Here is a 24,480-nt window from a genome sequence, read left to right on the forward strand (position 1 = left end):
CCGGGAGGCCGGTCCGCCGTTTTTGTGCGAGACTCAACGAGATATATCGCGCCTTGGCCGGGAACGGTTCAGGTGCTCTCCCCGGGCGGACAAGGGAGAATCGACCCGTGCGGATCTCGTTGCTCGGCCCCCTCGAGGTGACCGATGACGTCGGCCGGCCGGTGGAGGTCGGCGGCGCCCGCCTGCGCACGCTACTGATCCTGCTCTCGCTCGACGCCCCCCGCGTCGTCACCACGGACCGCCTGGTCGACGGCGTGTGGGGCGGCGACCCCCCGGCCGGGGCCCCGAACGCGCTGCAGTCGCTGATCTCCCGGCTGCGCCGGGCGCTGCCCGATGCCGTGATCGAGTCACACCCCGCCGGCTACCGCCTCGTCATCGGCGACGCCGCGCTCGACCTGCGGTGCTTCGACCGGCTCGTCGCCCACGGGCGCCGCCTCCTCACCGACGACCCGGCGCGCGCGGCGGACTCCTTCGCCGAGGCGCTCGGCCTGTGGCGCGGGACGGCGCTCGCCGACGTCGCCGACGCCGACTTCGCCCGGGGGCACGTGTCCCGCCTCACCGAACAGCGCCTCGGCGCCGTCGAGGACCACGCCGAGGCGCTGCTGCTGCTCGGCCGCGCCGACACCGCCGAGCTGGAGGCGCTGGTCGCCGCCCACCCTCTGCGGGAACGCCTGCGCGGGCAGTACATGCGGGCGCTGTCCGCCGCCGGCCGCCAGGCCGACGCGCTGGCCACGTTCGAGGACGCCCGCCGCACGCTCGCCGAGGAGCTCGGCGTGGATCCGTCGCCCGAGCTTCAGGCCGTCCACCTCGCCGTTCTCCGGGGCGAGCAGACCCCGGCCCGGTCGCGGGGCCGCAGCAACCTGCCGGCCCGGCTCACGAGCTTCATCGGCCGCGAGGAGGAGATCGAACGCGTCGGGAAGCTGCTGGAGGAGAACCGCCTCGTCACCCTCACCGGCCCCGGCGGCGCCGGGAAGACCCGGCTGGCGATCGAGGCGGCCGCGCGCCTCACCGACCGCATGCCCGGCGGCGTCTGGCTGATCGAGCTCGCTCCCGTCGGCGACCCGGGAGAGGTCCCACAGGCGCTGCTGAGCACGCTGGGGCTCCGCGAGACCGCGCTGACCACCGGCGTACGCGGCGCGCCGCCCACCAGCGTCGAACCGGTCGAGCGGCTCGTCGCCGCGCTGGCCGACGAGCGACTGTTGATCGTGCTGGACAACTGCGAGCACCTGATCGACTCCTGCGCCCGCCTCGCGGACCGGGTGCTCGCCGACTGCCCCGGCGTCCGCGTCCTGGCGACGAGCCGCGAGGCCCTCGGCATCACCGGCGAGAGCCTCTGGCCGGTGCCGCCGCTCGCCTTCCCCCCGGCGGACCCGTCCGACGTTCACGGGCCCGCGCACGTCACCTCGCTCGGGGAGGCGCTCGACTACCCCGCCGTCCGCCTGTTCGTCGAGCGGGGCACCGCGGTCCGTCCCGGGTTCACCGCCGAGACCGACCTGCCCGCGGTGCTCGCCATCTGCCGCCGCCTCGACGGCATGCCGCTCGCCATCGAGCTGGCCGCCGCCCGGCTCCGTACGATGACCGCCGCGCAGGTCGCGGACCGCCTCGACGACCGGTTCCGCCTGCTCACGGGCGGCAGCCGTACGGCCCTGCCGCGCCACCAGACACTGCGCGCCGTCGTCGACTGGAGCTGGGATCTGCTCGACGACGCCGAGCGGACGCTGCTGCGGCGCGTCTCGGTCTTCGCGGGCGGCGCGACTCTCGACAGCGTCGAGGAGGTGTGCGACGGCGACGTGCTCGACGCGCTCACCGGGCTGGTCGAGAAGTCGCTCGTCAGCGTGGACGGAACGGGCCGGTACCGCGTCCTCGAGACGATCCGGGCGTACGGCGCCGAGCGGCTCGCCGAGGCCGGCGAGGCCACGAGGGTGCGGCGCGCGCACGCCCACCACTTCCTCCGGCTGGCCGAGACCGCCGAGCCGTTGCTGCGCACCCGGGAGCAGCTGCGGTGGCTCGAACGCCTCACCGCCGAGTACGACAACCTGCATTCCGCCCTGCACTGGGCCATCGACGTCCAGGACGCCGCACTCGCCGTCCGCTACGTCGCCGCCCTCGGCTGGTTCTGGTTCCTGCGCGGGCAGCGACGCGAGTGCTATCTGCTGGCCCAGGAGGCGCTCGCGCTGGCGGGGAGGGCGCCCGCCCACGCCGTCGCCGTGGCCACCCTCTTCCGGGTGATCGGGTCGGTCGACGACGATCCCTTGCTGCGGGACAAGGAGGGCGTCGGGCGGCGGATCTCGGCCGCCCTGGCGGACTGCGCGGACCTTCCCTCCGAGGAGCTGCATCCCGTCGTCCGCATGGCTCCGCTGGGTCTCCTGATGTTCGACGGGCGGGTCGACGAGGCGCTCGGGGAAGTGGACCGCCTCGATGACGTACGTGACCCGTGGCTCCAGGCGGCCTTCGACATGTTCCGCGGTCACGTGCTGATCAACCTCGGCCGGGTGAAGGCGATCGAGGAGCACTTCACGAGCGCGATCGACGCGTTCCGGGTGCTCGGGGAGCGCTGGGGGATGTCCATGACATTGATCGGGCTCGCCGAGATCGCGCTGTGGCGGGGCGATCCGACGTCGGCCAAGGCCCACATCGAAGAGGCCCTCCGATGCTCGCTGGAGCTGGGCAGTCAGGACGACTCCAGCCACCTGCGCGTGCGCCTTGCCGACGCGTACACGGCGCTCGGCGACGAGGACGCCGCCCGGGCCGAGCTGGAGACCGCCCTGCGCGGCGCCGAACGCCGCGGGGACCAGCGGGACGTCGCGCTGGTCCGCTACACGACCGCCGAGGCGGCCCGGCGGCGCGGCGACCTGGCCGGTGCCCGGGCCCTGTTGGAGGACGCCGTCACCCACGCGTGGAGCGGCGGCCCGCCGCAGTTCGTCTCCATGGTCCACACCCAGCTGGGCATGATCCACGGGTTGGGGGGCGATCTCGACGCGGCGCTCGAGCACCACGTCGAGGCGTTCCGGACCGCGTGGTTCCCCCACGACGCGCCGATCGTCGGGCAGGCCCTCGTCGGCATGGCCGACCACGCCGCCCGCAGCGGCGACCACGAACGGGCGGCGACGCTCCTCGGCGCCGCCGTCGGCGTACGCGGCGTGGAGGACCGGTCGCTGCCGGACCCGCCCCGGATCGCGCGCACGGCGCGAGAGGCACTCGGTGACGAACGCTTCGACGCGGCGTACGCGCGCGGCCGCGCGATGGGGATCGCGGACGCCGCCGCCTACCTGGCGATCGAGCCGATCACCGTCGCCGACGGGCTCACCCGAGGAGCAGCGCCCCCGCCCGCTTGACGGTGCGGATGATCGGCGCGGTCTCCATCGACCGGATCTCGTCGAGGGCGGCGATGCGCTCGGTGAGGTAGCGGGCCAGATCCCCGGAGTCGCGGCAGTTGACGGCCGCGAGAAGGTTGGTCGGACCGGTCGTGAGGGCGGCGAACGAGACCTCCGGGTGCCGCGACAGCGCCTCGGCGGTCTCGACGGCCTTGGCGGGCCGGACGCTCATCCACAGTCGCGCCTCGGCCGGGAAGCCGACCACCGCCGGCGGGACGTCCAGCTGGTAGCGGAGGACCCCGGCGCGGCGCAGCGCGGTCGTCCGCCGTTTCACCGTGGTCTCCGACCAGCCGGTGACCGAGGTCAGCTCCGCGTACGACGCCCTGCCGTCACGGGCCAGCGCACCCAGCAGCGCCCGGTCCGCGTCGTCCAGGATGATCGGGTCGCCGTCGGGCTCCACCGGATCGGGACGGAGCCGCTCTACCTGGTCCGGGGTGAGACAGGCGAGCCCGGACCATCCGGTCGGCAGCATGAAACCGCGGAGCAGCAGATGGGCCGACACGGCGATGACGCGGCTCGTACGCGGCAGCTTGTGCAGGAGCAGCGCCTCCTGCTCGTCGGAGCTGCGCGCCTGAACGTTGCAGGACACCTCTGTGCCCCCGGACAGGAGGTACACCCATGAGGTGTCCTCCCGCGCGGCCAGCGCCTCGGCGACCCTGCCCGCCGCGTCCGGCGTGCAGCGCAGCCTGATCGTCCAGGGGACGTGTCCGAGGCGGGCGCCGTTGACCATGCCCACCACCCGCAGCAGGCCCTCGCCCCGCAGCCGCCGGTAACGGCGCGCCACGGTGTTCTCCGAGACGCCGAGCACCTCGGCGATGGTACGAAACGGCGCCCGGCCGTCGACGTGCAGCGCGTGCGCGATCCCCCGGTCGACGGAATCCATCGCGGCACCGTAACAGCCCGCCGGTATCCGCCGTCCGACGGCCTCATCGGATGACGCGAGCGCGGGCCTCCGCCGGTGCGGGACCCGCGCTCGGGTTCCGTCTCAGACACGGCGGCGCAGGGCACGCACCGCCAGGGGCGCGAACACCGCTGCGATCGCCACGCCCCACACCATGGTCTTGATCACGGGGGAGGCGACGGGGCCGCTGCTGATGAGGCCGCGGGTCGCGTCGGAGAGATGGGTGACCGGATTGACCTTGACCCAGGCCTGCAGCCAGCCCGGCATCGTGTCGACCCGCGCGAACGCGGTGCTCGTGAAGCTCAGCGGGAAAATGGTCGTGAAGCCGAAGATCATCACCTTGTCGGGCTCGCTGACCAGGACGCCGATGAGCACCGCGATCCAGGAGAAGGCCAGGGCGAACGCCAGCAACAGCAGGAACGCCAGAAGCAGGCCGCCGATGTTCGTCTTGACGCGGAAGCCGATGAGCAGGCCCACGGCGAGCAGGATCGCCATGGACCACGCCTGCTTGACCGTGTCGGCGACGATCCGGCCGGCCAGCGGCGCCATCCGCCCGATCGGCAGGCTCCGCAGCCGGTCGAAGACGCCCTTCGTGATGTCGGTGTTCAGCAGGAAGCCGGTGTTCATGGTGGCGAACATGGCGTTCTGCGCGATGATGCCGGGCAGTGCGAACTGCAGGTACTGCACCGGATGGCCACCGGTCATCTGGCCGCCGAAGACGTACGTGAACAGCAGCACGAACATGATCGGCTGGATGCTGAGATCGATCAGCTCCATCGGGTTGTGCTTGATCTGCACCAGGCTGCGCCAGGCGAGCGTCGCGGTGTGCCGCAGGGTGGCGGCGGGGCTGACGCGCCGGGTCAGCGTACGGGGTGCGGCGAGGGTGGAGGCGGTCACGCCCGGCTCCCTTCGATGACGAGTTCCGGGGTTTCATCGGTGCTCTCGGTGCGATGGCCGGTCAGGACGAGGAAGACCTCGTCCAGCGTGGACCTGCGCAGGGACAGCTCGGCCACCACCACGCCGGCGTCGTCGAGGCGGCGGACGATGGTCGGCAGCACGGACGGGTCGGTCACCGGCGCGGTCACCAGATCGCCCTCGACCTGCATTCCATCGCCCACCACGACGCTGACCAGCCCGGCGACCGTCTCGCGGTCCCGTTCGTCCACCGGCCGCACCTGGAGCACCTGGCCGCCGACCTGGTTCTTGAGCTGGTCGGGCGTGCCGTTGGCGATCACCTGGCCGTGGTCGATGACCACGATCTCGTCCGCGAGCTGGTCGGCCTCCTCCAGGTACTGGGTGGTCAGCAGGACGGTCACGCCGTCGTCCACCAGGCCGCGGACGGTGTCCCACATGCCGCCGCGCGCGTGCGGGTCGAGGCCCGTGGTCGGCTCGTCGAGGAACAGCACCGAGGGCCGCCCGACGAGGCTGGCGGCCAGGTCGAGCCGGCGGCGCATGCCGCCGGAGTAGGTCTTGGCCGGGCGGTCGCGGGCGTCCCACAGCTCGAACCGTTCGAGCAGCTCCGCCGCCCGCGCCTTGGACTCGGCCCGGGACAGCTCCAGCAGCCGGCCGATCATGACGAGGTTCTCCGTGCCGGTCAGCATCTCGTCGACCGAGGCGTACTGCCCGGTGAGGCCGATGAGCTGGCGGACCTGGTGGGCCTCCCGGACGACGTCGTGGCCGTCGACGAGCGCGCGGCCCTCGTCGGGCCGCAGGAGCGTGGCGAGGATGCGGACGGCGGTGGTCTTGCCCGCCCCGTTGGGGCCGAGCACGCCGAGTACGGTGCCGGCGCGAGCCGTGAGGTCCACACCGTTCAGGGCGACCGTCTCGCCGAACCGCTTCACCAGGCCCTCTGCCTGGATCGCGTAAGTCATGGAGTCTTCTCCCCGTGAGGTACGTGAAGTGATGACCTCACTGTCGCGGATCGCCCTGACATCCCACGCACATCAGCCTGAGACGCCCTGACAGCCCGCTGAGAGCCCCTGCCGGAGAGCGGTGTTCCCGGTTGCGGAGCCGCGGGTTCAGTCGCTCGGGCTCCATCCGAGTGCCGGGCCGAGTCTGGTGGCCATGTCGGTGAGGATCTGGACGTAGTCCTGGTGCTCGAAGGTGAACGGCAGCGCGAAGGCCACCTCGTCGACCTCACGGAACGCGGCGTGCGCGTACAGTCGTTCGGCGATCTCGGAGGAGGTGCCGACCAGGTCGGGCGCGAACATCATCCGAGCCGGGCCCTGCGGAGTCGCTGTGCGCGGTGTCCGTTTCCGCGCGTACTCCTCGTACCTCGCGCGCTGCTCCGCCGAGGCGGTGTCGGTGGGAATGACGACGAGCCCCTGAGAGACGCGGGCGCGCTCGCCGTCGGGGTGATGCGAGCGGAACGCCCGGATGTGGGAGAGCTGGATCTCGGCGAAGTCCTCGGACTCCTCGGCTTTCACCACGCTACTCGTCAGCAGGTTCATGCCGTTTTCGCCGGCCCATCGCGCCGACCGCAGGCTCCCGCCGCCGTACCACATTCGGTCGGCCAGGCCGGGTGAATGCGGCTCGACCCGGTCGGAGAACACCTCGAAGCCCTCCGTACCGCTGAACCCGGCTGCCGGTTCACCGCACACGAAGTCCAACAGCCGTCGCACGCGGTCGTAACCGAAGTCCTCGGCGTCGGCGGTGTCGGGATAGAGCGCCTGTTTGACCTGGTCGTAGTGCATGGGCGGCCCAACGCTGACGCCCGGGTTGAGTCGTCCGCCGGACAGGATGTCCACCGTCGCCAGGTCTTCGGCCAGCCGCAGCGGGTTCTCCCAGCCGAGGGGAATGACCGCGGTGCCCAGTTCGATCCGGCTGGTGCGCTGCGAGGCCGCAGCGAGGACGGCGACCGGGGAGGAGATGCCGTACTGCAGATGGCGGTGGCGCACCCAGGCGCTGTCGAATCCGAGCTGTTCGCCCAGTTCGATGACGTCCAGCGTCGACTCGTGGCCCGGGCGCGGATCGGCTCCGTCGAACAACCCGATGGTCAGGAAACCGAGCTTTCGCAACGGTTGCGAGGTAGTCGGCACAGCGACCCTCCCGATTCCACGGAGATGCTCCGTCTTGGCCGATGGCGCCCTGATTGTCGCAGGCGATCGCCGGCCGCTATCGGTGCGGACCCGGCCTCGGCGGTACCGGCGGCCGTGGGCACGGCCGGGTGGCGGTGTATGCATCGGCCTGGTCGCCATTTCGGAACAACGCCGTCGAGGCGGCGGTTGGTGCTTGCCAGGCGGCGGGAAGGGATCTGCTTTGCGGCAGTACGTGGCGGTCTGGCGGATCCCTGGGGCGCCGTTGCTGCTGGTGGCCGGTGTGCTCGCCCGCCTGGGCATGGGCGTGACGCCCCTCGCTTTGCTGCTCGTGGTCGAACAAGCAACCGGACGCTATGCGTCGGCCGGCATCGCGGCTGGTAGCTACGCCTTGTCGGGTGCGCTCATCAGCCCGGTCGTCGGCCGAGTCGCCGATCGGCTCGGATCCACGCCGGTGCTCCGCGCGTCCGCCGCGGCTCACCCCGTCGGTCTGGTCGCGCTCCTGCTCGCGGCCAGTGGCGGTTCGCTGCCGTTGATCTGCGCGGCAGCGGTGTTCGCGGGCGGGACCTATCCGCCGCTGACGGCGGCGATCCGCAGCGCGTGGATCGGCCTTACCGAGGACGGCACCGGCCGGCATCACCTCCGCAGTGCCGCATTGGCGGTGGAGACTTCGCTGTTCGAGCTGGTGTTCGTGGCCGGTCCGCTCCTGGTGGCGGTTGTGGTGCTGGTCGCCTCGCCGGCCGCGGCCATCGCCGGGTCGGCGATCGTGACCATGGCAGGCACGCTGGTTCTCGCCCGTGGCTCCGCGATGCGCGGGCAGCGCCCGGCCTCGCCGGATACGAGGACCCGAGGGCTGGGTCCGCTGCTGGTGCCGGGCTTCGCGGTTGTGCTGGTCTGCGTAGGCAGTTTGGGAGCGGCGTTCGGCGCGGTCAGCGTCACCGTGCCGGCGTACGCGACCCGGCACACGGGTGCCGGCGCCGACGGACTGGCGGGTGTCCTGCTCGCGGTATGGGGCTTGGGATCTGGTCTGGGCGGTTTCGGGTACGGCATGGCGCGGCCACGCGCGCCGCTTCCACGGCAGTTCGCATGGCTGCTCGGTGCCGTCTCACTGAGCACAGCGGTCCTGGCGATCATGCCGGATGCGCTGACGCTCGGCATCGCACTCGCGATCGGCGGCGCCACCATCGCCCCCACACTGACCGTCTACACCACCATCGTCGGCCGCATCGTGCCGGCCGGGATGCGCAACGAGGCCGGTACCTGGCTGGTGACGGTTCCCGTCGCGGCCAACTCGGCCGGTGGTGCGATCGCCGGCCTGATCGTCGATCAGCCCGGCGGAATACCTTGGTCCTTCCTCTTCGCGGCCGCGGTCATCGGTGCGGCCACCGTCGTCGCCGCTTGGCCCGCCGGACCGATAACCCGCGCCGACGCCGCTGCGACCGCCAACGCCATCCCCGGCACTGCCGCCCACGACGGCCGGACGTGCCAAGCCGGGAATTCCTGACCTCCGACCTCGTCGGGCTTCACCCGTGCAAGGGGCAACCGCACCGCTGCCGGCGTCCCGTCTTCTACTTCGGAAGAACGGGCCACGCCGCCAGCTCGACGTACACGGCCTTGCCCCGGGCGAGCACCTGCCAGCCGAGTCGGTCGGCCAGCGTCTCGGCGAGCAGGAGGCCGCGGCCGTTCTCCTCCAGCAGTCCGCCGTGCCGTACGCGAGGGAGTGCCGGGTTGGCGTCATGGACCTCGATGCGCAGCCGGTCGTCGTCGCGCGACACCACGAGCCGCAGGTTCGTGCCGAGCCGGTCGCGGGCGTGCTTCGTGGCGTTGGCGACCAGCTCGCAGACCAGCAGCTCGGCCCGGTCGGCGACCGCCGCCGCGCCCCACGCGCAGGCGACCGCCTTGACGATCCGGCGCGCCGCCGACGCCGACTCCGGGGCGTTGACCAGCCGCACGTCGGCCAGCAGCACCCCACTGATCTCTCCCGGCAGAACGCACCGTGTCACGACTTCCTCCCGTCGGTTGGTGATTTACCGAGGACAGACTGTCGTCGTGTGATTACGCTGCGCAGGTGTTCCGGTTTCACAATCGAGGTGCCACATGCCCCCACCCCGCAAGCTCGACGCCTTCTCCTCGCTCGGCGCGTTCTTCGGCGCGGAGATCCGCCGCCTGCGCGAGCGGAACGACTGGACGCTCGACGAACTCGCCCACAAGCTCGGCTGGGCGCTGTCCACCGTCGCCAGCGTCGAAACCGCCCGCCGCAACCCGCCGGACGGCTTCCCCGAACGCGCGGACACGCTCTTCGCTCTGCCGGACATGCTCACCCGCCTCGCCGAGTTCGTACGCTCCGCGCCCCGCTGGTTCGAGCACTACATCGAACTCGAGTCCCAGGCCAACAAGATCAGCATCTGGGCCAACAGCCTCATCCCCGGCCTCTTCCAGACGGAGGCGTACGCTCGCGCCATCATCCGAGCCGCACAGCCCCTGGCCGACGAGGCGGCGGTCGAAGCCGGAGTCGCCGACCGCCTGAGGCGGCAGTCGATCCTCCACCGCCCCGACCCGCCCTCCATCTGGGTCGTCTTGCACGAGACGGCAGTGAAACAGCCGGTCGGCGACATCGAGACCATGCGGAAGCAGCTCAAGCAACTCGTCGAGTTCGCTCGGCTGCCCTTTGTCCACATACAAGTTCTGCCGATGGCAACGGGCGAGCTTGCAGGCGTGGCTGGACCGTTCTCGATGTTCGAGTTCTCTGATCAGCCGCAGGTGGCGTTCGCTGAGGGGCGCCGAATCGGGCGTTTGATCTCCGAACCAGAAGAGCTTAGAGAGGTGGTGCTGGCTTACGATCAGTTGCGGGCGGCAGCTCTGCCTCCCGAAGCATCGATCGGCATGATCGTCGGAGCGATGGGCCAGATATGGATCGACCGAACCTGACCTCAGCTGTTTGGCGAAAGTCCACCCGTAGTGCCGAGGCGCAGTCCAGCTGCGTAGAAGTAGCAGCGGTGTGGCCTCATTCGGAAGGTTCGGCGTGATCGTCGGGCGATGGGCTACCACGTGGCGTAAGTCGAGCCGTAGCGGAGAAGCCCAATCAAGCTGCGTCGAAGTGGCCACTGCGTGGCTGGCGGAGGGGCGCTCGTTGGCATCGCGGCCGCGCCTGTTCGTTCCCAGGGTTCTCGCCAGACGATAACTTTCTCGCCTGGCAGCACGCCGTGGAAAGCGATGGCCGCCTGCCGGGCCGAGGCGGCGGGGCTCATTTGCCCAGGGGAGCCCTTCGGGCGAGCACCTTTCGGTGGGTGATCCGCCAGCCCTGGTCCACGCGTACGACGGTGTCCTCATAGGTGAGGCTGCCGCTCCGGCCGTCCGCGTAGATGCCGATGCCCTTGGAGCGTGCGTGCACTCGGCCGTCGGCCTGTTCGCTCAGGACGATGTTCGTGACATGGTGCCCGACCGGATTGCGGTCGCCCAAGGCGCGCCCCGCGTCGGCGCACGCCGCCACCCCTCTCAAGACGTCCTGTCCGAAGTCCGTGACGTCGTAGACGACGTCGGCGGTGAACACCTCGTCCAGGCGGTCGAGTTCTCCGCTGTCGCACAGGTGTCCGTGCATCGCGATCAGCTCGGTGATGACAAACCGATCTTCGCAGGTGAGGGCCATGAAGGATCCTTTGTTCGCGAGGTGCGAGAGGCTCACCGCTCGGCCAGTCGACGGACAGCCGGGCGGTTATGTGGGGAGCTCCCCACTCGCGTACGATAAATGGGGAAGTCCCCATTTCGCAACGAGGAGGCGAGGATGGCGCATCCGGGCGAGCCGGCGGCTCCGCGGCGGCCGCGCAGGACGGACGCGGCCAGGAACGCCCAGGCGCTGCTCACGGCGGCGAAGGAACTCTTCGACGAACGCGGGCCCGACGTCGCATTGGACGAGGTGGCCCGCCGGGCGGGGGTCGGCAACGCGACGCTCTACCGGCATTTCCCGACCCGCGCCGATCTGGTCGTGGCGGTGTACGCGGACGAGGTGACGGCGCTCTGCGAGCAGGGTGCCGCCCTGCTCGAGGCCGAATCGGCGGGAGAGGCCCTGTTCACCTGGCTCGACGACTTCGTCGTCCACGTCGCCACCAAGCGCGACCTGGCGCTCGCCGGGACCGAGAACAACGACGAGCGCCGTACCGAGTTGTTCGATGACTGGCACCGATCCATGCGGTCGACCGCGGAGAAGCTGCTCGCCCGAGCCCAGCAGGCCGGTGTCGTGGACACCGGCCTCGGCGTGGACGACCTGCTCGCTCTGACGAGCGCGGCAGCCATCGCGGCCACCGGCGCAGACCACGCACGGCAACTTCTCCGGGTCATGCGTCACGGCTTCGGTGGCGCCCAGGCGCAGTGAGCCGTCCCTGCTCCCGTACTCGTGACGTGGCCATGCCTCGGGTGCCGTGCCGCGCGGTCACCAGGTCAGTAGCGGTCCCGCCTGTCCGGTCAGCCGCCCCCGGGAGAGTACGACGTCCAGATGGTGAGCGGTGGCCCGCTGGTCGGGGTCGGCGGTCTCGCTCAGTTCGGCGCCGAACCCGATGTGCACCCCGTAGTTGCGCTCGTGCCAGGTGAACGCCGCCTTGTGCGACTTGGCCGCTTCGGTGACGGCCTTCGACTGACCGATCCCGAGCTCGCCGATCGAACGCACCCCCGGCAGCCGGTCGAACGCCATCTCCAGGTCCCGGCAGAGTTCGGTGTTACGCCCGGTGACGCCGGTCACCTGGCCGTTCTCGATGCGGACGGTGAGGTCACCCGGGCCGATCCGGCCGTACTTCCGGCCGAATGGGATGGTCCCGATGATCCACCCCTCGACCGGCAGGGTGCCGCTCGCGCTCTCCGGGACGCACGCGACCTCCCCGCTGGGCAAGAGGTAGTCGTAGTCCTCGAGCCCGCTGTAGGCGACCCAGGTCCTCGAGCCCGCTGTAGGCGACCCAGTCGTCCGGCGCGCAGTCGAAGGAGAGCAACTCGGCCGCGTCGTCGGCGGCCCGATAGGTGAGAGTCCGTTCGCCGGTCAACTGCCGGCGGAGCCCGTCGCATCGACGGGCCACCTCCTGCGGATCCTCGGCGAAAAGCGTGGCGAAGTTGTCGTCCCAGACCTCGAGGCACAGCTTCACGCGGCGGCTCGGCCAGTCGGCGAAGAGCACCAGTGCCTCCTGGTACTCCGGATAGTTCCGGGCGTGGAAACCGATGAGGCCGACGTGGTCCTGGTCGACGTACTCGAGTGCCGCCGCCCGTACGTCGTCGATGGACACCTCGCCGAGACGGAGGACCCGCACATCGTCGCCGAGCCGGGGCAGCAGGGATGCCGCCAGGCGTGCGTGGGCGGCGGCATCGATGATCACCAGCCAGGTCGACACGGATTCCGGCAGGTACGCCGTGAAGCGTTCGACCGACTCTTCCCAGACGTCATTCACTCGTCAGCCTCCGAAGCAGGTGTCTTATCCGGGGTGCCGGACCTTTCACCGGGAAGCGCGCGCACCGCCGGCCCGGAGCCCGCGGCGCACGCGCCTACCTGGTCAGACCCAGAAGTACTGCGGGGTGTTGAAGTTGCTCAGGGTCCCCGCCCTGCTGCTTCTCGTCGTGCTCTCGATCATGAATTCGCCGAGGTCGAGTGATGGATCCAGGGCATCGAGTTGGGGGTGGTCTGCGGTCACGGTCGACATCGCTGCGGACTCCTCTCCGTGATGCGGAACTCGGTCGGACCCGCTGCTCAAGATCGTCTAGCGGATCTTCGCCATGGTGCATCGGAACGATCAAGGAATGCAATACCAGTTTTGTGAAAGCCTGATAAGTCGGGATTTACCCGCCGTTAACCGCAAGGCGTTTCATTTCCTCGTCGGAGAGGCGTAGTGCGCCTGCGGCGACGTTTTGCGCGAGGTGCTCCGGATCGCCGGTACCGGGGATGACCAGCACATGCGGGCCCTGCTCGAGCGCCCAGGCCAGTCGCACCTGGGCGGCCGTCGCACCGTGCGCGCGTGCGACGGAACGGACCTGCGCGCTGTCGGTTCCGGGGGCACCGGCTTCGCGTCCCTCACCGGCGATGGTGAAGAACGGCACGAACGCCACGCCCTGCTCCCCGCAGGCGCGCAGGAACGCCGTGGCCTCGGGCGGTGCGCCGATGCCGTAGGGATTCTGGACGCAGACGACCGGCGCGATGGACCGCGCTTCGGCGAGGTGTTCGGGTGTGGCGTTGGAGATGCCCAGGTGCCGGATGAGGCCGGCGTCGCGGAGTTCGGCCAGCGCCCCGAAGTGCTCAGCGATCGATTCGGCCTGCCGCGATCGAGGGATGCGCAGGTTCACCAGGTCGAGGTGGTCGCGGCCGAGCTGCCGCAGGTTCTCCTCGACCTGGCCGCGCAGCTGCGCGGGGGTGGCCCACCACCACTCGCCCGAGGGATCGCGGCCCGGCCAGACCTTGGTCGCGATGACCAGATCATCGGGGTACGGCGCCAGCGCCCGGTTGATCAGCTCGTTGGCCGAGCGAAGCGACGAGAAGTAGAACGCGGCCGTGTCGATGTGATTGACGCCGAGATCGACCGCGCGCCGGAGTACGCGGATCGACCGTTCGCGGTCGCTCGGCCTGCCGAGGTCGAACGCGGCACTGCCCGTCAGCCGCATCGCGCCCAACCCGATGCGGTTGACGGTCAGGTCGCCGAGCTTCCAGGTGCCCGCGGCCGCTGCGGCACCGGTCATGAAGGTGGTCGTAGGCATGAAAAAAGCCTCCTCGGCGGACCAAGATCCGGGCCGAGAAGGCTTAGGCGATTTCAAGACCATATCACCGCACTTGCGCCCCAGCCTGTCGCCGGAGCCGGGTGTCCGGGGCACCACGAAGCAGGGACGCGATGGCGGCCAGTACGGCCAGGGCGGCGGCCGCGCCGAACACGATCACCAGGCCGTGGTGGAACGGGGTGGCGATCAGGTTCGGGAAGAACTCTCGCCCGGTGAGGGTGTGCCGGTTCCCCGCCGGAAGCGAGGAGAGCGTCCCGCTGGGCGCGAGCAGCCGCTCGACCGGGTTGACGCCGAGAATCGCCGCGAACAGCGAGGCCACCGGCGGCAGCGCGCCGACCTGCTCGGCGACCTGGGGCGGCACTCCTTGCTGTCGCAGTCCGGTGGTCAGCGTGTGCGGGAGGCTGGCGGCCAACCCGGCGATCATGAGTGAGAGGAACACGCCGATCGACAGCGCGATGCCGGTGTTCTGGAACGTCGAGCGCATGCCGGACGCGACGCCGCGCCGTGACGCGGGGACACTGCTCATGATCGAGGAGGAGTTGGGCGAGCTGAAGGCGCCGACGCCGATCCCGTTCACCGCGATGAGCAGCGCGAACGCCCAGTACGGGAAGTCGATGGGCAACAGCGTCAGCCCGATGAAGCTGGCGGCGTACAGCACCATGCCCGAGGTGGCCAGGCCGCGAGAGCCGAGCCGGTCGGACATCCAGCCGGCGACGGGGCCCGCGACCAGGAAGCCGAAGGTCATCGGCAGCATGTAGACGCCGGCCCACAGCGGCGTGTCGCCGTAGTCGTAGCCGTGGAGCGGAAGCCAGATGCATGCAGCCAGATGATGAGCATGAACTGCAGGCCGCCCTGGGCCAGGCGGCTGGCGAATCCGGCCAGGTTGCCCGCGGTGAAGGCGCGGATGCGGAACAGACTGAGCTGGAACATCGGCTCGGCGACCCTTGTCTCGGCCACGACGAACGCCGTCAGGGCGGCGGCGCCCACCGAGAGCAGGCCGATGACCTCGGGATTCGTCCAGCCCATGGTGTGGTGGTGATAGGGGTGGAGGCCGTCGGTGATGGCGATCAGGATCGCGCTGAGGCCGACCGTGAAGGTGACGTTGCCCCACCAGTCGACGCGGGCGGGCGCGCGGGGGCTCGGCGTACGGGTCTCGCGGAGCTTCGCGTACGCCCACAGCGTTCCGAAGATCCCTACCGGCAGGTTGACCCAGAACACCGCCCGCCAGTCCCAGAGCACGAGCAGACCGCCGGCGACCAGGCCGACGAACTGGCCGGCCAGACCGGCGACCTGGTTGATGCCGAGGGCGAAGCCGCGCCGGTCGGCGGGGAACACGTCGGTGAGGATCGCGGCCGAGTTGGCGGTGAGCATGGACCCGCCGACCGCCTGCAGCATCCGCCAGCCGATCAGCCACAGCGCGCCCCCTCCGCCGTGGAACGGGTCGAAGGACAGCAGGATGGAGGCGGCGGTGAACACGGTGAACCCCGCGTTGTAGATCCTGACCCGGCCGAACATGTCGCCCAGACGGCCGAGGGGGACCACGAGAACGGCCTGTACGAGCCGGTAGCCCATGATCATCCACAGCAGATAGCCGAGGTTGCCCGTCGCCAGTGGATCCAGGCGGATGCCGCGGAAGATCGCCGGCAGGGAGATCAAGACGATGGAACCGTCGAGCGCCGCCATGAAGATCGCGGCCGTCGTGTTCGTCAGTGCCGCCCACCGGTAACGGTCGTCCGCCGACCGCCGGCGCGTTCCCGGCGCGGCCGTGTGCTCCGACCGATCGCCCTTCTGCCCGGTCGAGCTCACAGGCCCTCCGCGAGTCGCTCGATCAGCCGCGCGGCCGCCATGAGTTGCTCCTGTTCCGGCCGCGTGAAGTCGCTCGAGAGTGCCGCCGCGATCGTCTCGATCCGCGTGTTACGCCTGGTGAGCAGCGCCTGCCCCCCGGCTTCGGTCAGCGAAAGGAACACGCGCCGGCCGTCCTGCGGGTCCGGGCGCCGTTCGACCAGGCCGCGTGCCTCCAGTCCGGCCAGGGTCCTCCCCATCGACTGCGGGGTGATCTGTTCGAGGCGGGCCAGTGCGCTGGGCGTGGTCGGGCCGGCGCGGTTCAGCCGCTTCAGGGCCGAGCTCTCGTGCAGCGAGAGCTCGTCGTCCACCTGCACCTGCCGCACGCGGCGGACCAGCATCGTGATCCCGGCCAGGAGCGCCTCGGAAATCTGCTGAACGTCCGGTTCGTCGGTCATATGCTAAGCCTAACTTATAAGCTTAGGTTAGTATATTTCCGCAGATAGGCCGGTGCCGGCGTTCCTCGGTCAGCGGAAGTAGGGCGCTGCCGCGGGTCAGGATTCTGCGGCGGTGCTCGCCCCTGGCGGGCGCACCATGAAGACGTCGATCGGGTCCTGGGCCTCCAGGACGAATCCATGGCGTTCGTAGAGCCGGCGGGCGGCGCTGCCCTGCAGGACGTTCAGACCCACGGTCACGCCCTGCGCGTCCGTCCGCTCCAGCACCGTGCGCAGGACGGCGGATCCCAGCCCTCGGCCCTGCCAGTGCGGAGCGAGGTAGAAGTGCTCCAGCCACTGCCTGTCTTCGGCGGGACGGACCGTGACGCATCCCGCGAGCTCACGGTCGACCATGATGATCGACGTGTACTGCGGAGAGAAGGAGTCCCGCAGCCGCTGCCGTACGCGGTGCTCGTCGTAGCGCCCGAGGCGTTCGAGATCCGCGCGCATGACCGTGGCGCGCAACTCCGCGATCGCCTCGACGTCCGCCGCGACCGCTGAACGCAACACCCAGCCCGCGGCATGCGCCGACGTGGCCCGTGCGGGCACCGTCGCGTCCGATCGCCTACCGTTCCCCATCGCCCCGGCATCCATGGCCGGAGTATCTCAGCCCGCCTGATCTGGGCAGGAACACGGGCACCTCACCCGAATCACCCGATCCCGCCGCACATCATCCCGTAGCCTGCTGCCGTGGCTGAAAGGGTCGACCTCATGGCTTCCGTAGCCGGTGTCCGGCGATGGTGACCGCCGGTGCCTTCCTCCGGGTTACTCGGGGCGGCGGGCGCCGAACATGATCTCGTCCCACGACGGGACCGAGGCGCGCTTGCTGCGGGCACGCTTCCGGGCGGGCGGTCGCTTCTCCGGGGCAGCCGGCGGGGTCGCGGGCTTCGTGGCCGCGGCCGGACGCTCCGGAGCCTTCTCGGCCGGCTTCTCCGTGGGCTTCTGCGGCGCCGGTTTCTGCGCGGCGGGCCGCGTCTGGGCCGGCTTCTGGACGGCGGCCGGTTTCGCGGCGGCGGGCTTCGCCGTCGCAGCGGGCTTGGCGGCGGCCGGCTTCGGCGCCAGCGGCTTCGGCGGAGCCGGCTTGGGCGCCTGCGGCTTGACTTCGGCGGTCTCCCGCTCCGGCTGCTCGACCTCGGCCGGCTTGTCCTCGACCCGCGGCGCCTCGACCTGCGGCGCCTCGACCTGCGGCGCCTCGACCTGCGGCGCCTCGACCCGCGGCGTCTCCGCCGGTGCGGCCTCGACCGGGGTGCGCTCGGCGGCGGGCGGGGCGACGGGCTCGGGCCTGGCCGGTTGCGGCGCGGGAGCCGGGGGCTCGGCGGCGACCGGGGGAGCGGGCCGCGTGGGTACGGTCAGCTCCTGCGGCCTGGCCGCGATCTCCGGGCGGGCCTCGCGCGGGCGCGGGGCCAGCGCTGCGGGCTCCTCCGCGGGGGCCGGCCGCGGAACCTCGCGGACGACGGCCGGCTCCTCGGCCGGGAACTCCTCGCGGCGGGCGGGACCGGGGACCTGGACGACGGGAGCGGGCGGCGGAGCCTGCTCACGGACGGGGTCGCCGACGATCTTCATGGCGCGGCGCGGGACGAACGGGGTGACGGTGTCGTCGGCGGACTCGTCGACGTCGAGGGAGGACAGGCGCGAGGCCTCGTCGTTCACGGCCGAGATGTGGCGGCGGCGCGGGTCGTACGCCCACTCTGCCGAGTAGGGACGGCCGTCGTAGTAGAAGGAGAGGCTGACCCGCCACGTCGAGTCCTCGCACTTACGGGAGTCCCACTCGACCTCTTCCAGGTCGATGCCGCGCCGGCCGAGGCGCTCCTCGACGAGCTCTCCGAGGGCAGGGGCGGGCGAGGACTCACCCGGGCGTCGGATGGGCACGCGCTGGGCCTGCTGGGCCATGTACTCGCGCTCCTGAAGAACCGGTCCCTCGAACCAGCGGACACGCTCCACTGGGATGCCTGCCGTTTCGGCGATCTCTTCCGCTGTCTCTCCAGCGCGGATACGAGCCTGGATCTCCTTGGGACGCAAGGGACTCTCCACTTCGATCTCGTACTGGCCGAGGCGGGAGAAATGCCCACGGACCACGGCGCGCAGCCGATCATCGATAGGCAGCGTGAACCGGGTGCCCCGTCCCGCGGTGGCAAGGACGAGGTACGACCCGTCCTCACTGACCGCGACGAGGCGCAGCTCCTGCATGCGTGTCCTTTCGTGCCCTGTCCGACGCGGCTCGGGGCGCATGCGTGCCCTTCCCCCGGTCCTACCAGTCTCGCGTCAGGACGCACCTGCCCGCCAGCACCGTACCCGGCATGTCCGAACATCGCCGCCCCCACGACGTGATCCTTGTCAAGTTCCCGCAGTGTCGTCCCAGCTTGCCCGCTCGAGGACGGCGGCGACGGGGGGCTTAACCATTCTTGTGGATCCTTTGCCGCGTGATGCCGTCTGTCTGGCGTGGCTCACGCGGCCGCTGTCACGGGACGCGGTCGGGAGATCGGTGGATGCTGACGGTTCGGGGGGTCGTACGCGGTTACCGGTCGGAGCACGAGGGATCTGCACGCCGCGCAAGCGGGATGCGATTCACGCCGAGTCTACGGGCTTCAGGTGCCGAATACCTGGGTCAGGTAGCGGTTGTCGAAGCGGCGTTCGGGATCGAGACGGTCGCGTAGCGCCAGGAAGTCGCCGAATCGGGGGTAGACGCCCTCGAGGTACGAAGCGTCCCGCGTGTGCAGCTTGCCCCAGTGCGGCCGTCCGCCGAGCGGCGTCAGGACCTCCTCGACGCCCTGGAAGTACTCCTCGTGCGGGGTCGCGTGGTAGACGTGGATCGCGATGAAGGCGCTGTCCCGCCCGTACGCCATCGACAGCCAGGCGTCCTCCGGCGGCAGCAGGCGCACCTCGATGGGGAAGGAGATCCGCCAGCCCCGGCGCTCGATGAGCGCGCGGACCTCGCGGAGCGCGCCGGCCAGTTCATCACGCGGGACGGCGTACTCCTGCTCCTTGAAACGGACCCGCCGCGGGCTGGTGAACACCTTGTGCGACACGTCGGTGTACGTCCGGGCGCCCAGGGCCCGCGCGGACACGCCGTTGATCGTCGGGATGGCGCCGGGGACGCGGTGGGCGACGCGGTTCGCGACCTCGAACACCGAGTTGGACAGGAACTCGTCGTCCAGCCAGTGCCGGAACGTCCCGAGCGGCCGGGCGGGGCCGGAGACACGGTTGTTGCGCTTGGTCAGGCAGCCGTCGGTGTGCGGGAACCAGTAGAACTCGAAGTGCTCGTTCTCGGTCGCGAGCTCGTCGAGGCGTTCCAGGACCTCGTCCCACCGCATGGGCTCCTCGCGCGCCTGCAGCAGGAACGCCGGGACGGTCTGCCAGGTGATCGCGGTGACGATGCCGAGCGCGCCCAGGCCGGCGCGGGCGGCGTCGAACAGCTCGGGCCGGTCCTCGCGGGAGCAGGTGACGACGCTGCCGTCGGCCAGCACGAGTTCGAGCCCGGCGATCTGTGACACGAGGCCGGCGGCGTCGCGCCCGGTCCCGTGGGTCGCGGTCTGCGTGGCGCCGGCGACGGTCTGCTCCTGGATGTCCCCCATGTTGGCCAGGGCGAGGCCGTGCTGTTCCAGCTGCGCGTTGAACACCTTCAGCGGCATGCCCGCCTCGGCGGTGACGAGGCCGGTCGCGGTGTCGACCGACCGCAGCTCCGTGAGGCCGTCCGGCCGGAGCAGGAGGCCCTCGGTGGCGGCGGCGTCGGTGAAGGAGTGCCCGGCGCCGGCCATGCGCACCGTCAGGCCGGAGGCGGCCGCGGCCTTGACGGCGGAGGCGACGTCCGCGGTGGACCGGGGCGTCACGACGCGCCGGGGGGTGGCGCGCTGGTTTCCGGCCCAATTTCGCCACGTCTGCGGTGTTACGGGGGGCATAAGGTGAAATCTACTCATCTTTCGACCGGTCTCGGCAACCCCATGACCATGATCATTGAGGCTCGTGACCAGGCCGTCTCCGGGCGGATCACATCTTTGTCCGAACCGTACCTGTCGAAGTGCTGTCGAGTCATCGGTAACTACCGTCCGGGTCCGATCGTTGGGAGTAGCGATGAGACGCTTCGTTCGCAGAGGACTCCCGGCCGCCGTGGCGGCCATCGCGCTGGCGGCCACCGCGACCGCGGCGAGCGGCGCGGTGTACGTCGTGACCGTCGCGCCCAGGACGGCGCCCAAGGGCGGGCGCGCGGCGGCCTCGGGGCCGAAGGCGGGCGACCGGTCCGTCACCACCGTCGTGCCGAACACCGAGCAGCCCGCCGCACTGAAGCGCGTCGTGGACCCCGACTTCCTCGTCGTCGCCGACGGCCCGGTGACCGCGAAGAAACTGCAGGGCGTCTCCCACCTCAAGCGCGTCCGTGACGTCATCACCGTGGACGCCGGGGCGGTGCAGCTGCAGGGCGGCCGGGTGAACATGTTCGCCGTCGACCCGTCGGCCTTCCGCTCCTGGACCCCGCCCGGCACGGCCAAGAACGACGGGCTGTGGAACGCCCTCGCCCAGGACCGGTTCGTCGTCTCCGACGAGGTCCAGCAGCAGCTCGGGCTGCGCGAGTCGATGCAGTACCCGGTCCTGGGCCGGGCGCAGATGTTCGTCACCATGGGCGGCTCGGGCTCGCTGGGCCTGCCCGGCATCAACGTGCTCGTCGGACGCGAGACCGGGCGGAAGATCGGCCTGGTCCGCGACATCGCCCTCCTCGTGAACGCGCCCGGCGCCGATCTCAACAACCTCGGGACGCGGCTGCGCAAGGTCGTCGGCGAGCACAGCCAGGTGATCGACCTGCACCAGTCCGCGACGCAGCCGAAGGGGCAGCCCGCGCAGAAGCAGCCGTCCTCCGGCCGCCCCGGCACGTACCTCGCCCTGTACCAGCAGTCCGCCGGCGTCTGCCCGGGACTCTCGTGGACCGTGCTGGCCGCCATCGGGCAGATCGAGAGCGACCACGGGCGCAACGCCGGGCCGTCGAGCGCGGGCGCGCTCGGCCCGATGCAGTTCATGCCGGCGACCTGGCGGATCTACGGCGTGGACGGCGACGGCGACGGCAAGGCCGACATCATGGACCCCTACGACGCCGTGCCGGCCGCCGCCAAGTACCTGTGCGCGAGCGGCGCCGGGCGCGGCGGCAGCGGCCTGTACCACGCCGTCTTCGCGTACAACCACTCGCCGGCGTACGTGAACAACGTGCTGTCCCTGGCCCGCGCGTACGCCCGCCGCTACTCCTGACCGGTCCCATCGCCCCGCCGGGTCGCCGGGTCGGTCCAGCCGCTCGGTCGGGTGGGTGCCGGGCATCGGCGGGCTGCTGGTTGGATGGGGGCATGCCCTACGACGCGCTGCTCCTGCTGTCCTTCGGCGGGCCGGAGAAGCCCGAGGACGTCATGCCGTTCCTGGAGAACGTCACGCGGGGCAAGGGCGTCCCGCGCGCACGCCTCGAGGCCGTGGCCGAGCACTACCACCACTTCGGCGGGGCCAGCCCGATCAACCAGCAGTGCCGCGACCTCAAGGCCGCCATCGAGGCGGACTTCGCCGCGCACGGCCTCGACCTGCCGGTCTACTGGGGCAACCGCAACTGGCATCCCTTCCTCGCCGACACGCTGGAGCAGATGAAGGCCGACGGCGTACGCCGGGCGGCGGCGTTCGTGACGTCCGCCTACAGCGGCTACTCCTGCTGCCGGCAGTACCTCGAGGACATCGATCGGGCGCGGGCCGAGGTCGAGGACGCCCCCGAGGTGGACAAGCTCCGGATCTACTACAACCACCCCGGCTTCGTCGAGCCGATGATCGAGAACACCCGGGCCGCCCTCGACCGGCTGCCCGCCGAGCTGCGCGACGACGCCCGCGTCGTCTTCACCGCGCACAGCGTGCCGCTCGCCCAGCCGGGCCGCGAGGACTACGTCGCGGAGCTGACCGACATCTCCGCCGTCGTGGCGGAGGGCCGCCCCTGGGACCTGGTGTACCAGAGCCGCAGCGGCCCGCCGAGCGTGCCGTGGCTGGAGCCGGACATCCTCGACCACCTGGCGAAGATGCACGCCGAGGGCGCCCGCGCGGCCGTCATCGTGCCCGTCGGCTTCGTCTCCGACCACATGGAGGTCAAGTACGACCTCGACATCGAGGCCGCGGAGCTCGCCGGCCGCCTCGGGCTGCGGATCGAGCGGGCGGCCACGCCCGGCGTCCATCCCCGGTTCGTCGCGATGGTCCGCGAGCTGGTCCTCGAACGCGACGGGACCGACCGCCCGGCGCTGGGAAGCCTGGGGCCGCGCCCCGACCACTGCGCCGCGGGCCACTGCCGCCGCGCGGACGTGACGACCGGCCGATGACCGACACGCGGCCGGGATCCCAAGGGGGGAACGTGCAGGACCTGTTCGAACTGGCGATCAGCACGGCCGAGGTCGCCTCGGTCATGCTCGTCGACAAGCGACCCGCCGACCTCGGCGTCGCGTACACCAAGACGAGCTCGACCGACGTCGTCACCGAGATGGACAAGGCGTCCGAGCGGCTCATCGTCGACCGCATCCGGGCCGCCCGGCCCGGCGACGCCTTCCTGGGTGAGGAGGGCGGCGAGAGCGGCGGGTCCAGCGGCGTCCGCTGGATCGTCGACCCGATCGACGGCACCGTCAACTACCTGTACGGCCTGCCCGACTGGGCCGTGAGCATCGCCGGTGAGGTCGACGGCGAGGTCGTCGTCGGCGTCGTGTCCGTGCCGATGCGCGGCGAGCTGTACACCGCCGCGCGGGGGCAGGGCGCGCACCTGATCCGCGAGGACGGGTCGACCGAACGGCTCCGCTGCAACACCGGCGTCTCCCTCGACAAGGCGCTGGTCGCGACCGGGTTCGGGTACTCCGCCGAACGCCGCACGCACCAGGCCGAGGCCCTGCTGGGCCTGCTCCCGCACGTCCGCGACATCCGGCGCGGCGGCTCGGCCGCCGTGGACCTGTGCTCCGTGGCCGCCGGCCGCGTCGACGCCTACTACGAGCGCGGCCCCCAGGAGTGGGACTTCGCCGCGGGGGCGCTCATCCTTCAGGAGGCCGGCGGGACCGTCGGCGGCCTGCACGGCGCCCCGCCGAGCGCGGAGCTCACGATCGGTGCGGGCCCGGACCTGTTCGGCCCACTGCACGACCTCCTCGACGAGGTCGGCGCCGCACGCGGCTGAGCTGCGGAGGAACATCCGGGACGGATCGCCTGTGGGTGGGACGCGGCCGTGAAAAGCATCGAATTAGATGCATCTATCTTGATGTATCTAACTCGATGGATTATCGTCGTTCTCGATAGAGCGCGCACGGCTCTCCTCCTCACGAGAAGGAATCCCCGATGACGACCTCGAAATCTCTCCGCGTCGCCGGTGCCGACCTCCACTACCAGGTCCGTGGGACCGGCCCCATGCTGCTGATCTCCCAGAGCGGTGAGGGCGACGCCGACCGCAGCGTCGACCTGGTCGATCGGCTCGTGGAGGACTACACCGTCGTCACCTACGACCGGCGCGGCCTGTCCCGCAGCACCCTGGACGACGCCGGGGCCGGGGTGACGATCGCCGAGCACGCGGACGACGCGCACCGGCTGCTCGCGTCGCTGACCGACGAGCCGGTGGCCATGCTCGGCTGCAGCCTCGGCGCGGTCATCGGCCTGCACCTGGCCGTCGACCACCCGGAACAGATCTCGACCCTCATCGCGCACGAGCCGGTCGCGCCATGGCTGCTGCCCGAGGCGGAGCGCACGCACCACGAGCGTGAGCTCGCCGAGCTCCAGGAGGTGTACCGGCGCGAGGGGCTGGCCGCGGCCTTCAAACTCATCGCCGAGGTCCTCGGCATCGACCCGTCCGACCCGACCGCCGAGCCCGGCCGGACCCCGGCCCCGATGACCGAGACCCGGAAGGCCAACTTCGACTTCTTCATCGAGCGCGACTTCACGGCGGTCATCCGCGACACGCTGGACGTCACCGCGCTGCGGGGTACGACCACCCGAATCGTGCCCGCCGCGGGCCGGAACACCCCGCGCACCGTCTTCGACCACCGCTGCGCTCAGGAACTGGCGACGCTGACGGGCGTCGAGATCGCCGACTTCCCCGGCGGGCACAACGGCAACACGAGCCACCCGCGGGCCTACGCGGCCCGCCTGCGCGAGGTCCTGGAGTCCTGACGGCACCCGTGAGCGGACGC

Annotated in this window: 26 protein-coding genes; 10 read left to right on the top strand and 16 right to left on the bottom strand. The window is 71.0% G+C overall.

Annotated features, from left to right (window positions below):
* Window positions 1-107 precede the first annotated feature (107 nt).
* Window positions 108-3,335: an AfsR/SARP family transcriptional regulator gene (locus ABEA24_RS22890; protein ID WP_345433027.1), complete on the top strand. Its 3,228-nt coding sequence runs from the start codon at window positions 108-110 to the stop codon at window positions 3,333-3,335.
* Here the strand turns inward: ABEA24_RS22890 and ABEA24_RS22895 are convergent.
* The 4 genes from ABEA24_RS22895 to ABEA24_RS22910 form a co-directional block, all read right to left on the bottom strand.
* Complete coding sequence (locus ABEA24_RS22895) at window positions 3,304-4,257, bottom strand: Lrp/AsnC family transcriptional regulator (RefSeq protein WP_345433028.1); 954 nt, start codon at window positions 4,255-4,257, stop codon at window positions 3,304-3,306. The genes ABEA24_RS22890 and ABEA24_RS22895 overlap by 32 nt on opposite strands.
* Before the next feature lie 102 nt (window positions 4,258-4,359).
* Window positions 4,360-5,172, bottom strand: a complete 813-nt coding sequence (locus tag ABEA24_RS22900) for an ABC transporter permease (RefSeq protein ID WP_345433029.1) — start codon at window positions 5,170-5,172, stop codon at window positions 4,360-4,362.
* Window positions 5,169-6,146, bottom strand: coding sequence for an ATP-binding cassette domain-containing protein (locus ABEA24_RS22905; RefSeq protein ID WP_345433030.1), 978 nt, complete (start codon window positions 6,144-6,146; stop codon window positions 5,169-5,171). The genes ABEA24_RS22900 and ABEA24_RS22905 overlap by 4 nt, the downstream gene beginning before the upstream one ends.
* Before the next feature lie 147 nt (window positions 6,147-6,293).
* Window positions 6,294-7,292 (bottom strand): LLM class flavin-dependent oxidoreductase, encoded by a 999-nt coding sequence (locus tag ABEA24_RS22910; RefSeq protein ID WP_345433031.1) that lies wholly within the window; start codon window positions 7,290-7,292, stop codon window positions 6,294-6,296.
* Between the two features lie 292 nt (window positions 7,293-7,584).
* On the opposite strand from ABEA24_RS22910, the gene ABEA24_RS22915 reads away from it, so the two are divergent.
* A complete protein-coding gene (locus tag ABEA24_RS22915) occupies window positions 7,585-8,814 on the top strand; it encodes an MFS transporter (RefSeq protein ID WP_345433330.1) in 1,230 nt (409 codons plus the stop codon).
* 64 nt (window positions 8,815-8,878) lie between these two features.
* On the opposite strand, the gene ABEA24_RS22920 is transcribed toward ABEA24_RS22915, so the two are convergent.
* On the bottom strand, window positions 8,879-9,313 hold the full coding sequence (locus ABEA24_RS22920) for an ATP-binding protein (RefSeq protein WP_345433032.1): 435 nt from the start codon (window positions 9,311-9,313) through the stop codon (window positions 8,879-8,881).
* Between the two features lie 94 nt (window positions 9,314-9,407).
* On the opposite strand from ABEA24_RS22920, the gene ABEA24_RS22925 reads away from it, so the two are divergent.
* Genes ABEA24_RS22925 through ABEA24_RS53640 form a run of 3 tightly spaced genes read left to right on the top strand, consistent with a single transcriptional unit; the run spans window position 9,408 to window position 10,491 of the window.
* Window positions 9,408-10,238 carry a helix-turn-helix domain-containing protein gene (locus tag ABEA24_RS22925; RefSeq protein ID WP_345433033.1) on the top strand — a complete coding sequence of 277 codons (831 nt, stop codon included), beginning with the start codon at window positions 9,408-9,410 and terminating at the stop codon, window positions 10,236-10,238.
* Window positions 10,220-10,336, top strand: coding sequence for a DUF397 domain-containing protein (locus ABEA24_RS53635; RefSeq protein WP_425551222.1), 117 nt, complete (start codon window positions 10,220-10,222; stop codon window positions 10,334-10,336). Before ABEA24_RS22925 ends, ABEA24_RS53635 begins: the two co-directional genes overlap by 19 nt.
* Window positions 10,333-10,491 carry a DUF397 domain-containing protein gene (locus ABEA24_RS53640; RefSeq protein WP_425551223.1) on the top strand — a complete coding sequence of 53 codons (159 nt, stop codon included), beginning with the start codon at window positions 10,333-10,335 and terminating at the stop codon, window positions 10,489-10,491. The genes ABEA24_RS53635 and ABEA24_RS53640 overlap by 4 nt, the downstream gene beginning before the upstream one ends.
* 63 nt (window positions 10,492-10,554) lie before the next feature.
* Here ABEA24_RS53640 and ABEA24_RS22930 read toward each other — a convergent pair whose 3' ends face one another.
* Window positions 10,555-10,956: a nuclear transport factor 2 family protein gene (locus ABEA24_RS22930; RefSeq protein ID WP_345433034.1), complete on the bottom strand. Its 402-nt coding sequence runs from the start codon at window positions 10,954-10,956 to the stop codon at window positions 10,555-10,557.
* Between the two features lie 135 nt (window positions 10,957-11,091).
* On the opposite strand from ABEA24_RS22930, the gene ABEA24_RS22935 reads away from it, so the two are divergent.
* Window positions 11,092-11,679 (top strand): TetR/AcrR family transcriptional regulator, encoded by a 588-nt coding sequence (locus ABEA24_RS22935; protein ID WP_345433035.1) that lies wholly within the window; start codon window positions 11,092-11,094, stop codon window positions 11,677-11,679.
* Window positions 11,680-11,736: 57 nt separating this feature from the next.
* On the opposite strand, the gene ABEA24_RS22940 is transcribed toward ABEA24_RS22935, so the two are convergent.
* The 10 genes from ABEA24_RS22940 to ABEA24_RS22985 form a co-directional block, all read right to left on the bottom strand.
* A complete protein-coding gene (locus tag ABEA24_RS22940; RefSeq protein WP_345433036.1) occupies window positions 11,737-12,189 on the bottom strand; it encodes a M29 family metallopeptidase in 453 nt (150 codons plus the stop codon).
* Window positions 12,071-12,736 carry a hypothetical protein gene (locus tag ABEA24_RS22945; RefSeq protein ID WP_345433037.1) on the bottom strand — a complete coding sequence of 222 codons (666 nt, stop codon included), beginning with the start codon at window positions 12,734-12,736 and terminating at the stop codon, window positions 12,071-12,073. Before ABEA24_RS22945 ends, ABEA24_RS22940 begins: the two co-directional genes overlap by 119 nt.
* A gap of 102 nt (window positions 12,737-12,838) precedes the next feature.
* Window positions 12,839-12,985 (bottom strand): hypothetical protein, encoded by a 147-nt coding sequence (locus ABEA24_RS22950; RefSeq protein WP_345433038.1) that lies wholly within the window; start codon window positions 12,983-12,985, stop codon window positions 12,839-12,841.
* A gap of 136 nt (window positions 12,986-13,121) precedes the next feature.
* On the bottom strand, window positions 13,122-14,030 hold the full coding sequence (locus ABEA24_RS22955; RefSeq protein ID WP_345433039.1) for an aldo/keto reductase: 909 nt from the start codon (window positions 14,028-14,030) through the stop codon (window positions 13,122-13,124).
* Between the two features lie 64 nt (window positions 14,031-14,094).
* The gene (locus tag ABEA24_RS22960; protein WP_345433040.1) at window positions 14,095-14,802 is read right to left on the bottom strand and encodes an MFS transporter; all 708 of its coding nucleotides are present in this window, start codon (window positions 14,800-14,802) and stop codon (window positions 14,095-14,097) included.
* On the bottom strand, window positions 14,790-15,854 hold the full coding sequence (locus tag ABEA24_RS22965; protein ID WP_345433041.1) for an MFS transporter: 1,065 nt from the start codon (window positions 15,852-15,854) through the stop codon (window positions 14,790-14,792). The genes ABEA24_RS22960 and ABEA24_RS22965 overlap by 13 nt, the downstream gene beginning before the upstream one ends.
* The gene (locus tag ABEA24_RS22970; protein WP_345433042.1) at window positions 15,851-16,288 is read right to left on the bottom strand and encodes a MarR family winged helix-turn-helix transcriptional regulator; all 438 of its coding nucleotides are present in this window, start codon (window positions 16,286-16,288) and stop codon (window positions 15,851-15,853) included. The genes ABEA24_RS22965 and ABEA24_RS22970 overlap by 4 nt, the downstream gene beginning before the upstream one ends.
* 96 nt (window positions 16,289-16,384) lie before the next feature.
* Window positions 16,385-16,918 (bottom strand): GNAT family N-acetyltransferase, encoded by a 534-nt coding sequence (locus tag ABEA24_RS22975; RefSeq protein ID WP_345433043.1) that lies wholly within the window; start codon window positions 16,916-16,918, stop codon window positions 16,385-16,387.
* Window positions 16,919-17,089: 171 nt separating this feature from the next.
* Complete coding sequence (gene sepH, locus ABEA24_RS22980) at window positions 17,090-18,511, bottom strand: septation protein SepH (protein ID WP_345433044.1); 1,422 nt, start codon at window positions 18,509-18,511, stop codon at window positions 17,090-17,092.
* Window positions 18,512-18,909: 398 nt separating this feature from the next.
* Window positions 18,910-20,220: a D-arabinono-1,4-lactone oxidase gene (locus ABEA24_RS22985; protein ID WP_345433045.1), complete on the bottom strand. Its 1,311-nt coding sequence runs from the start codon at window positions 20,218-20,220 to the stop codon at window positions 18,910-18,912.
* 172 nt (window positions 20,221-20,392) lie between these two features.
* Between ABEA24_RS22985 and ABEA24_RS22990 the strand changes: the two genes are divergently transcribed.
* From ABEA24_RS22990 to ABEA24_RS23005, 4 genes are all read left to right on the top strand, one after another.
* A complete protein-coding gene (locus ABEA24_RS22990) occupies window positions 20,393-21,553 on the top strand; it encodes a lytic transglycosylase domain-containing protein (RefSeq protein ID WP_345433046.1) in 1,161 nt (386 codons plus the stop codon).
* Between the two features lie 92 nt (window positions 21,554-21,645).
* Window positions 21,646-22,644: a ferrochelatase gene (locus ABEA24_RS22995; protein WP_345433047.1), complete on the top strand. Its 999-nt coding sequence runs from the start codon at window positions 21,646-21,648 to the stop codon at window positions 22,642-22,644.
* Window positions 22,645-22,676: 32 nt separating this feature from the next.
* Window positions 22,677-23,477, top strand: a complete 801-nt coding sequence (locus ABEA24_RS23000) for an inositol monophosphatase family protein (RefSeq protein ID WP_345433048.1) — start codon at window positions 22,677-22,679, stop codon at window positions 23,475-23,477.
* Between the two features lie 158 nt (window positions 23,478-23,635).
* Window positions 23,636-24,460, top strand: a complete 825-nt coding sequence (locus ABEA24_RS23005; protein WP_345433049.1) for an alpha/beta fold hydrolase — start codon at window positions 23,636-23,638, stop codon at window positions 24,458-24,460.
* Window positions 24,461-24,480 lie beyond the last annotated feature (20 nt).

The organism is Actinoallomurus vinaceus (genome assembly GCF_039542055.1).
Classification (GTDB): Bacteria; Actinomycetota; Actinomycetes; order Streptosporangiales; family Streptosporangiaceae; genus Actinoallomurus; species Actinoallomurus vinaceus.

Coding starts and splice junctions, on each gene's coding strand:
- sepH (WP_345433044.1), bottom strand. CDS start 18,511: ATGCAGGAGCTGCGCCTCGTCGCGGTCAGTGAGGACGGGTCGTACCTC.
- ABEA24_RS53635 (WP_425551222.1), top strand. CDS start 10,220: ATGGATCGACCGAACCTGACCTCAGCTGTTTGGCGAAAGTCCACCCGT.
- ABEA24_RS22990 (WP_345433046.1), top strand. CDS start 20,393: ATGAGACGCTTCGTTCGCAGAGGACTCCCGGCCGCCGTGGCGGCCATC.
- ABEA24_RS22975 (WP_345433043.1), bottom strand. CDS start 16,918: ATGGATGCCGGGGCGATGGGGAACGGTAGGCGATCGGACGCGACGGTG.
- ABEA24_RS22930 (WP_345433034.1), bottom strand. CDS start 10,956: ATGGCCCTCACCTGCGAAGATCGGTTTGTCATCACCGAGCTGATCGCG.
- ABEA24_RS22895 (WP_345433028.1), bottom strand. CDS start 4,257: ATGGATTCCGTCGACCGGGGGATCGCGCACGCGCTGCACGTCGACGGC.
- ABEA24_RS22925 (WP_345433033.1), top strand. CDS start 9,408: ATGCCCCCACCCCGCAAGCTCGACGCCTTCTCCTCGCTCGGCGCGTTC.
- ABEA24_RS22955 (WP_345433039.1), bottom strand. CDS start 14,030: ATGCCTACGACCACCTTCATGACCGGTGCCGCAGCGGCCGCGGGCACC.
- ABEA24_RS22970 (WP_345433042.1), bottom strand. CDS start 16,288: ATGACCGACGAACCGGACGTTCAGCAGATTTCCGAGGCGCTCCTGGCC.
- ABEA24_RS22960 (WP_345433040.1), bottom strand. CDS start 14,802: ATGCTGCCGATGACCTTCGGCTTCCTGGTCGCGGGCCCCGTCGCCGGC.
- ABEA24_RS22950 (WP_345433038.1), bottom strand. CDS start 12,985: ATGTCGACCGTGACCGCAGACCACCCCCAACTCGATGCCCTGGATCCA.
- ABEA24_RS22935 (WP_345433035.1), top strand. CDS start 11,092: ATGGCGCATCCGGGCGAGCCGGCGGCTCCGCGGCGGCCGCGCAGGACG.
- ABEA24_RS22905 (WP_345433030.1), bottom strand. CDS start 6,146: ATGACTTACGCGATCCAGGCAGAGGGCCTGGTGAAGCGGTTCGGCGAG.
- ABEA24_RS23005 (WP_345433049.1), top strand. CDS start 23,636: ATGACGACCTCGAAATCTCTCCGCGTCGCCGGTGCCGACCTCCACTAC.
- ABEA24_RS22985 (WP_345433045.1), bottom strand. CDS start 20,220: ATGCCCCCCGTAACACCGCAGACGTGGCGAAATTGGGCCGGAAACCAG.
- ABEA24_RS22995 (WP_345433047.1), top strand. CDS start 21,646: ATGCCCTACGACGCGCTGCTCCTGCTGTCCTTCGGCGGGCCGGAGAAG.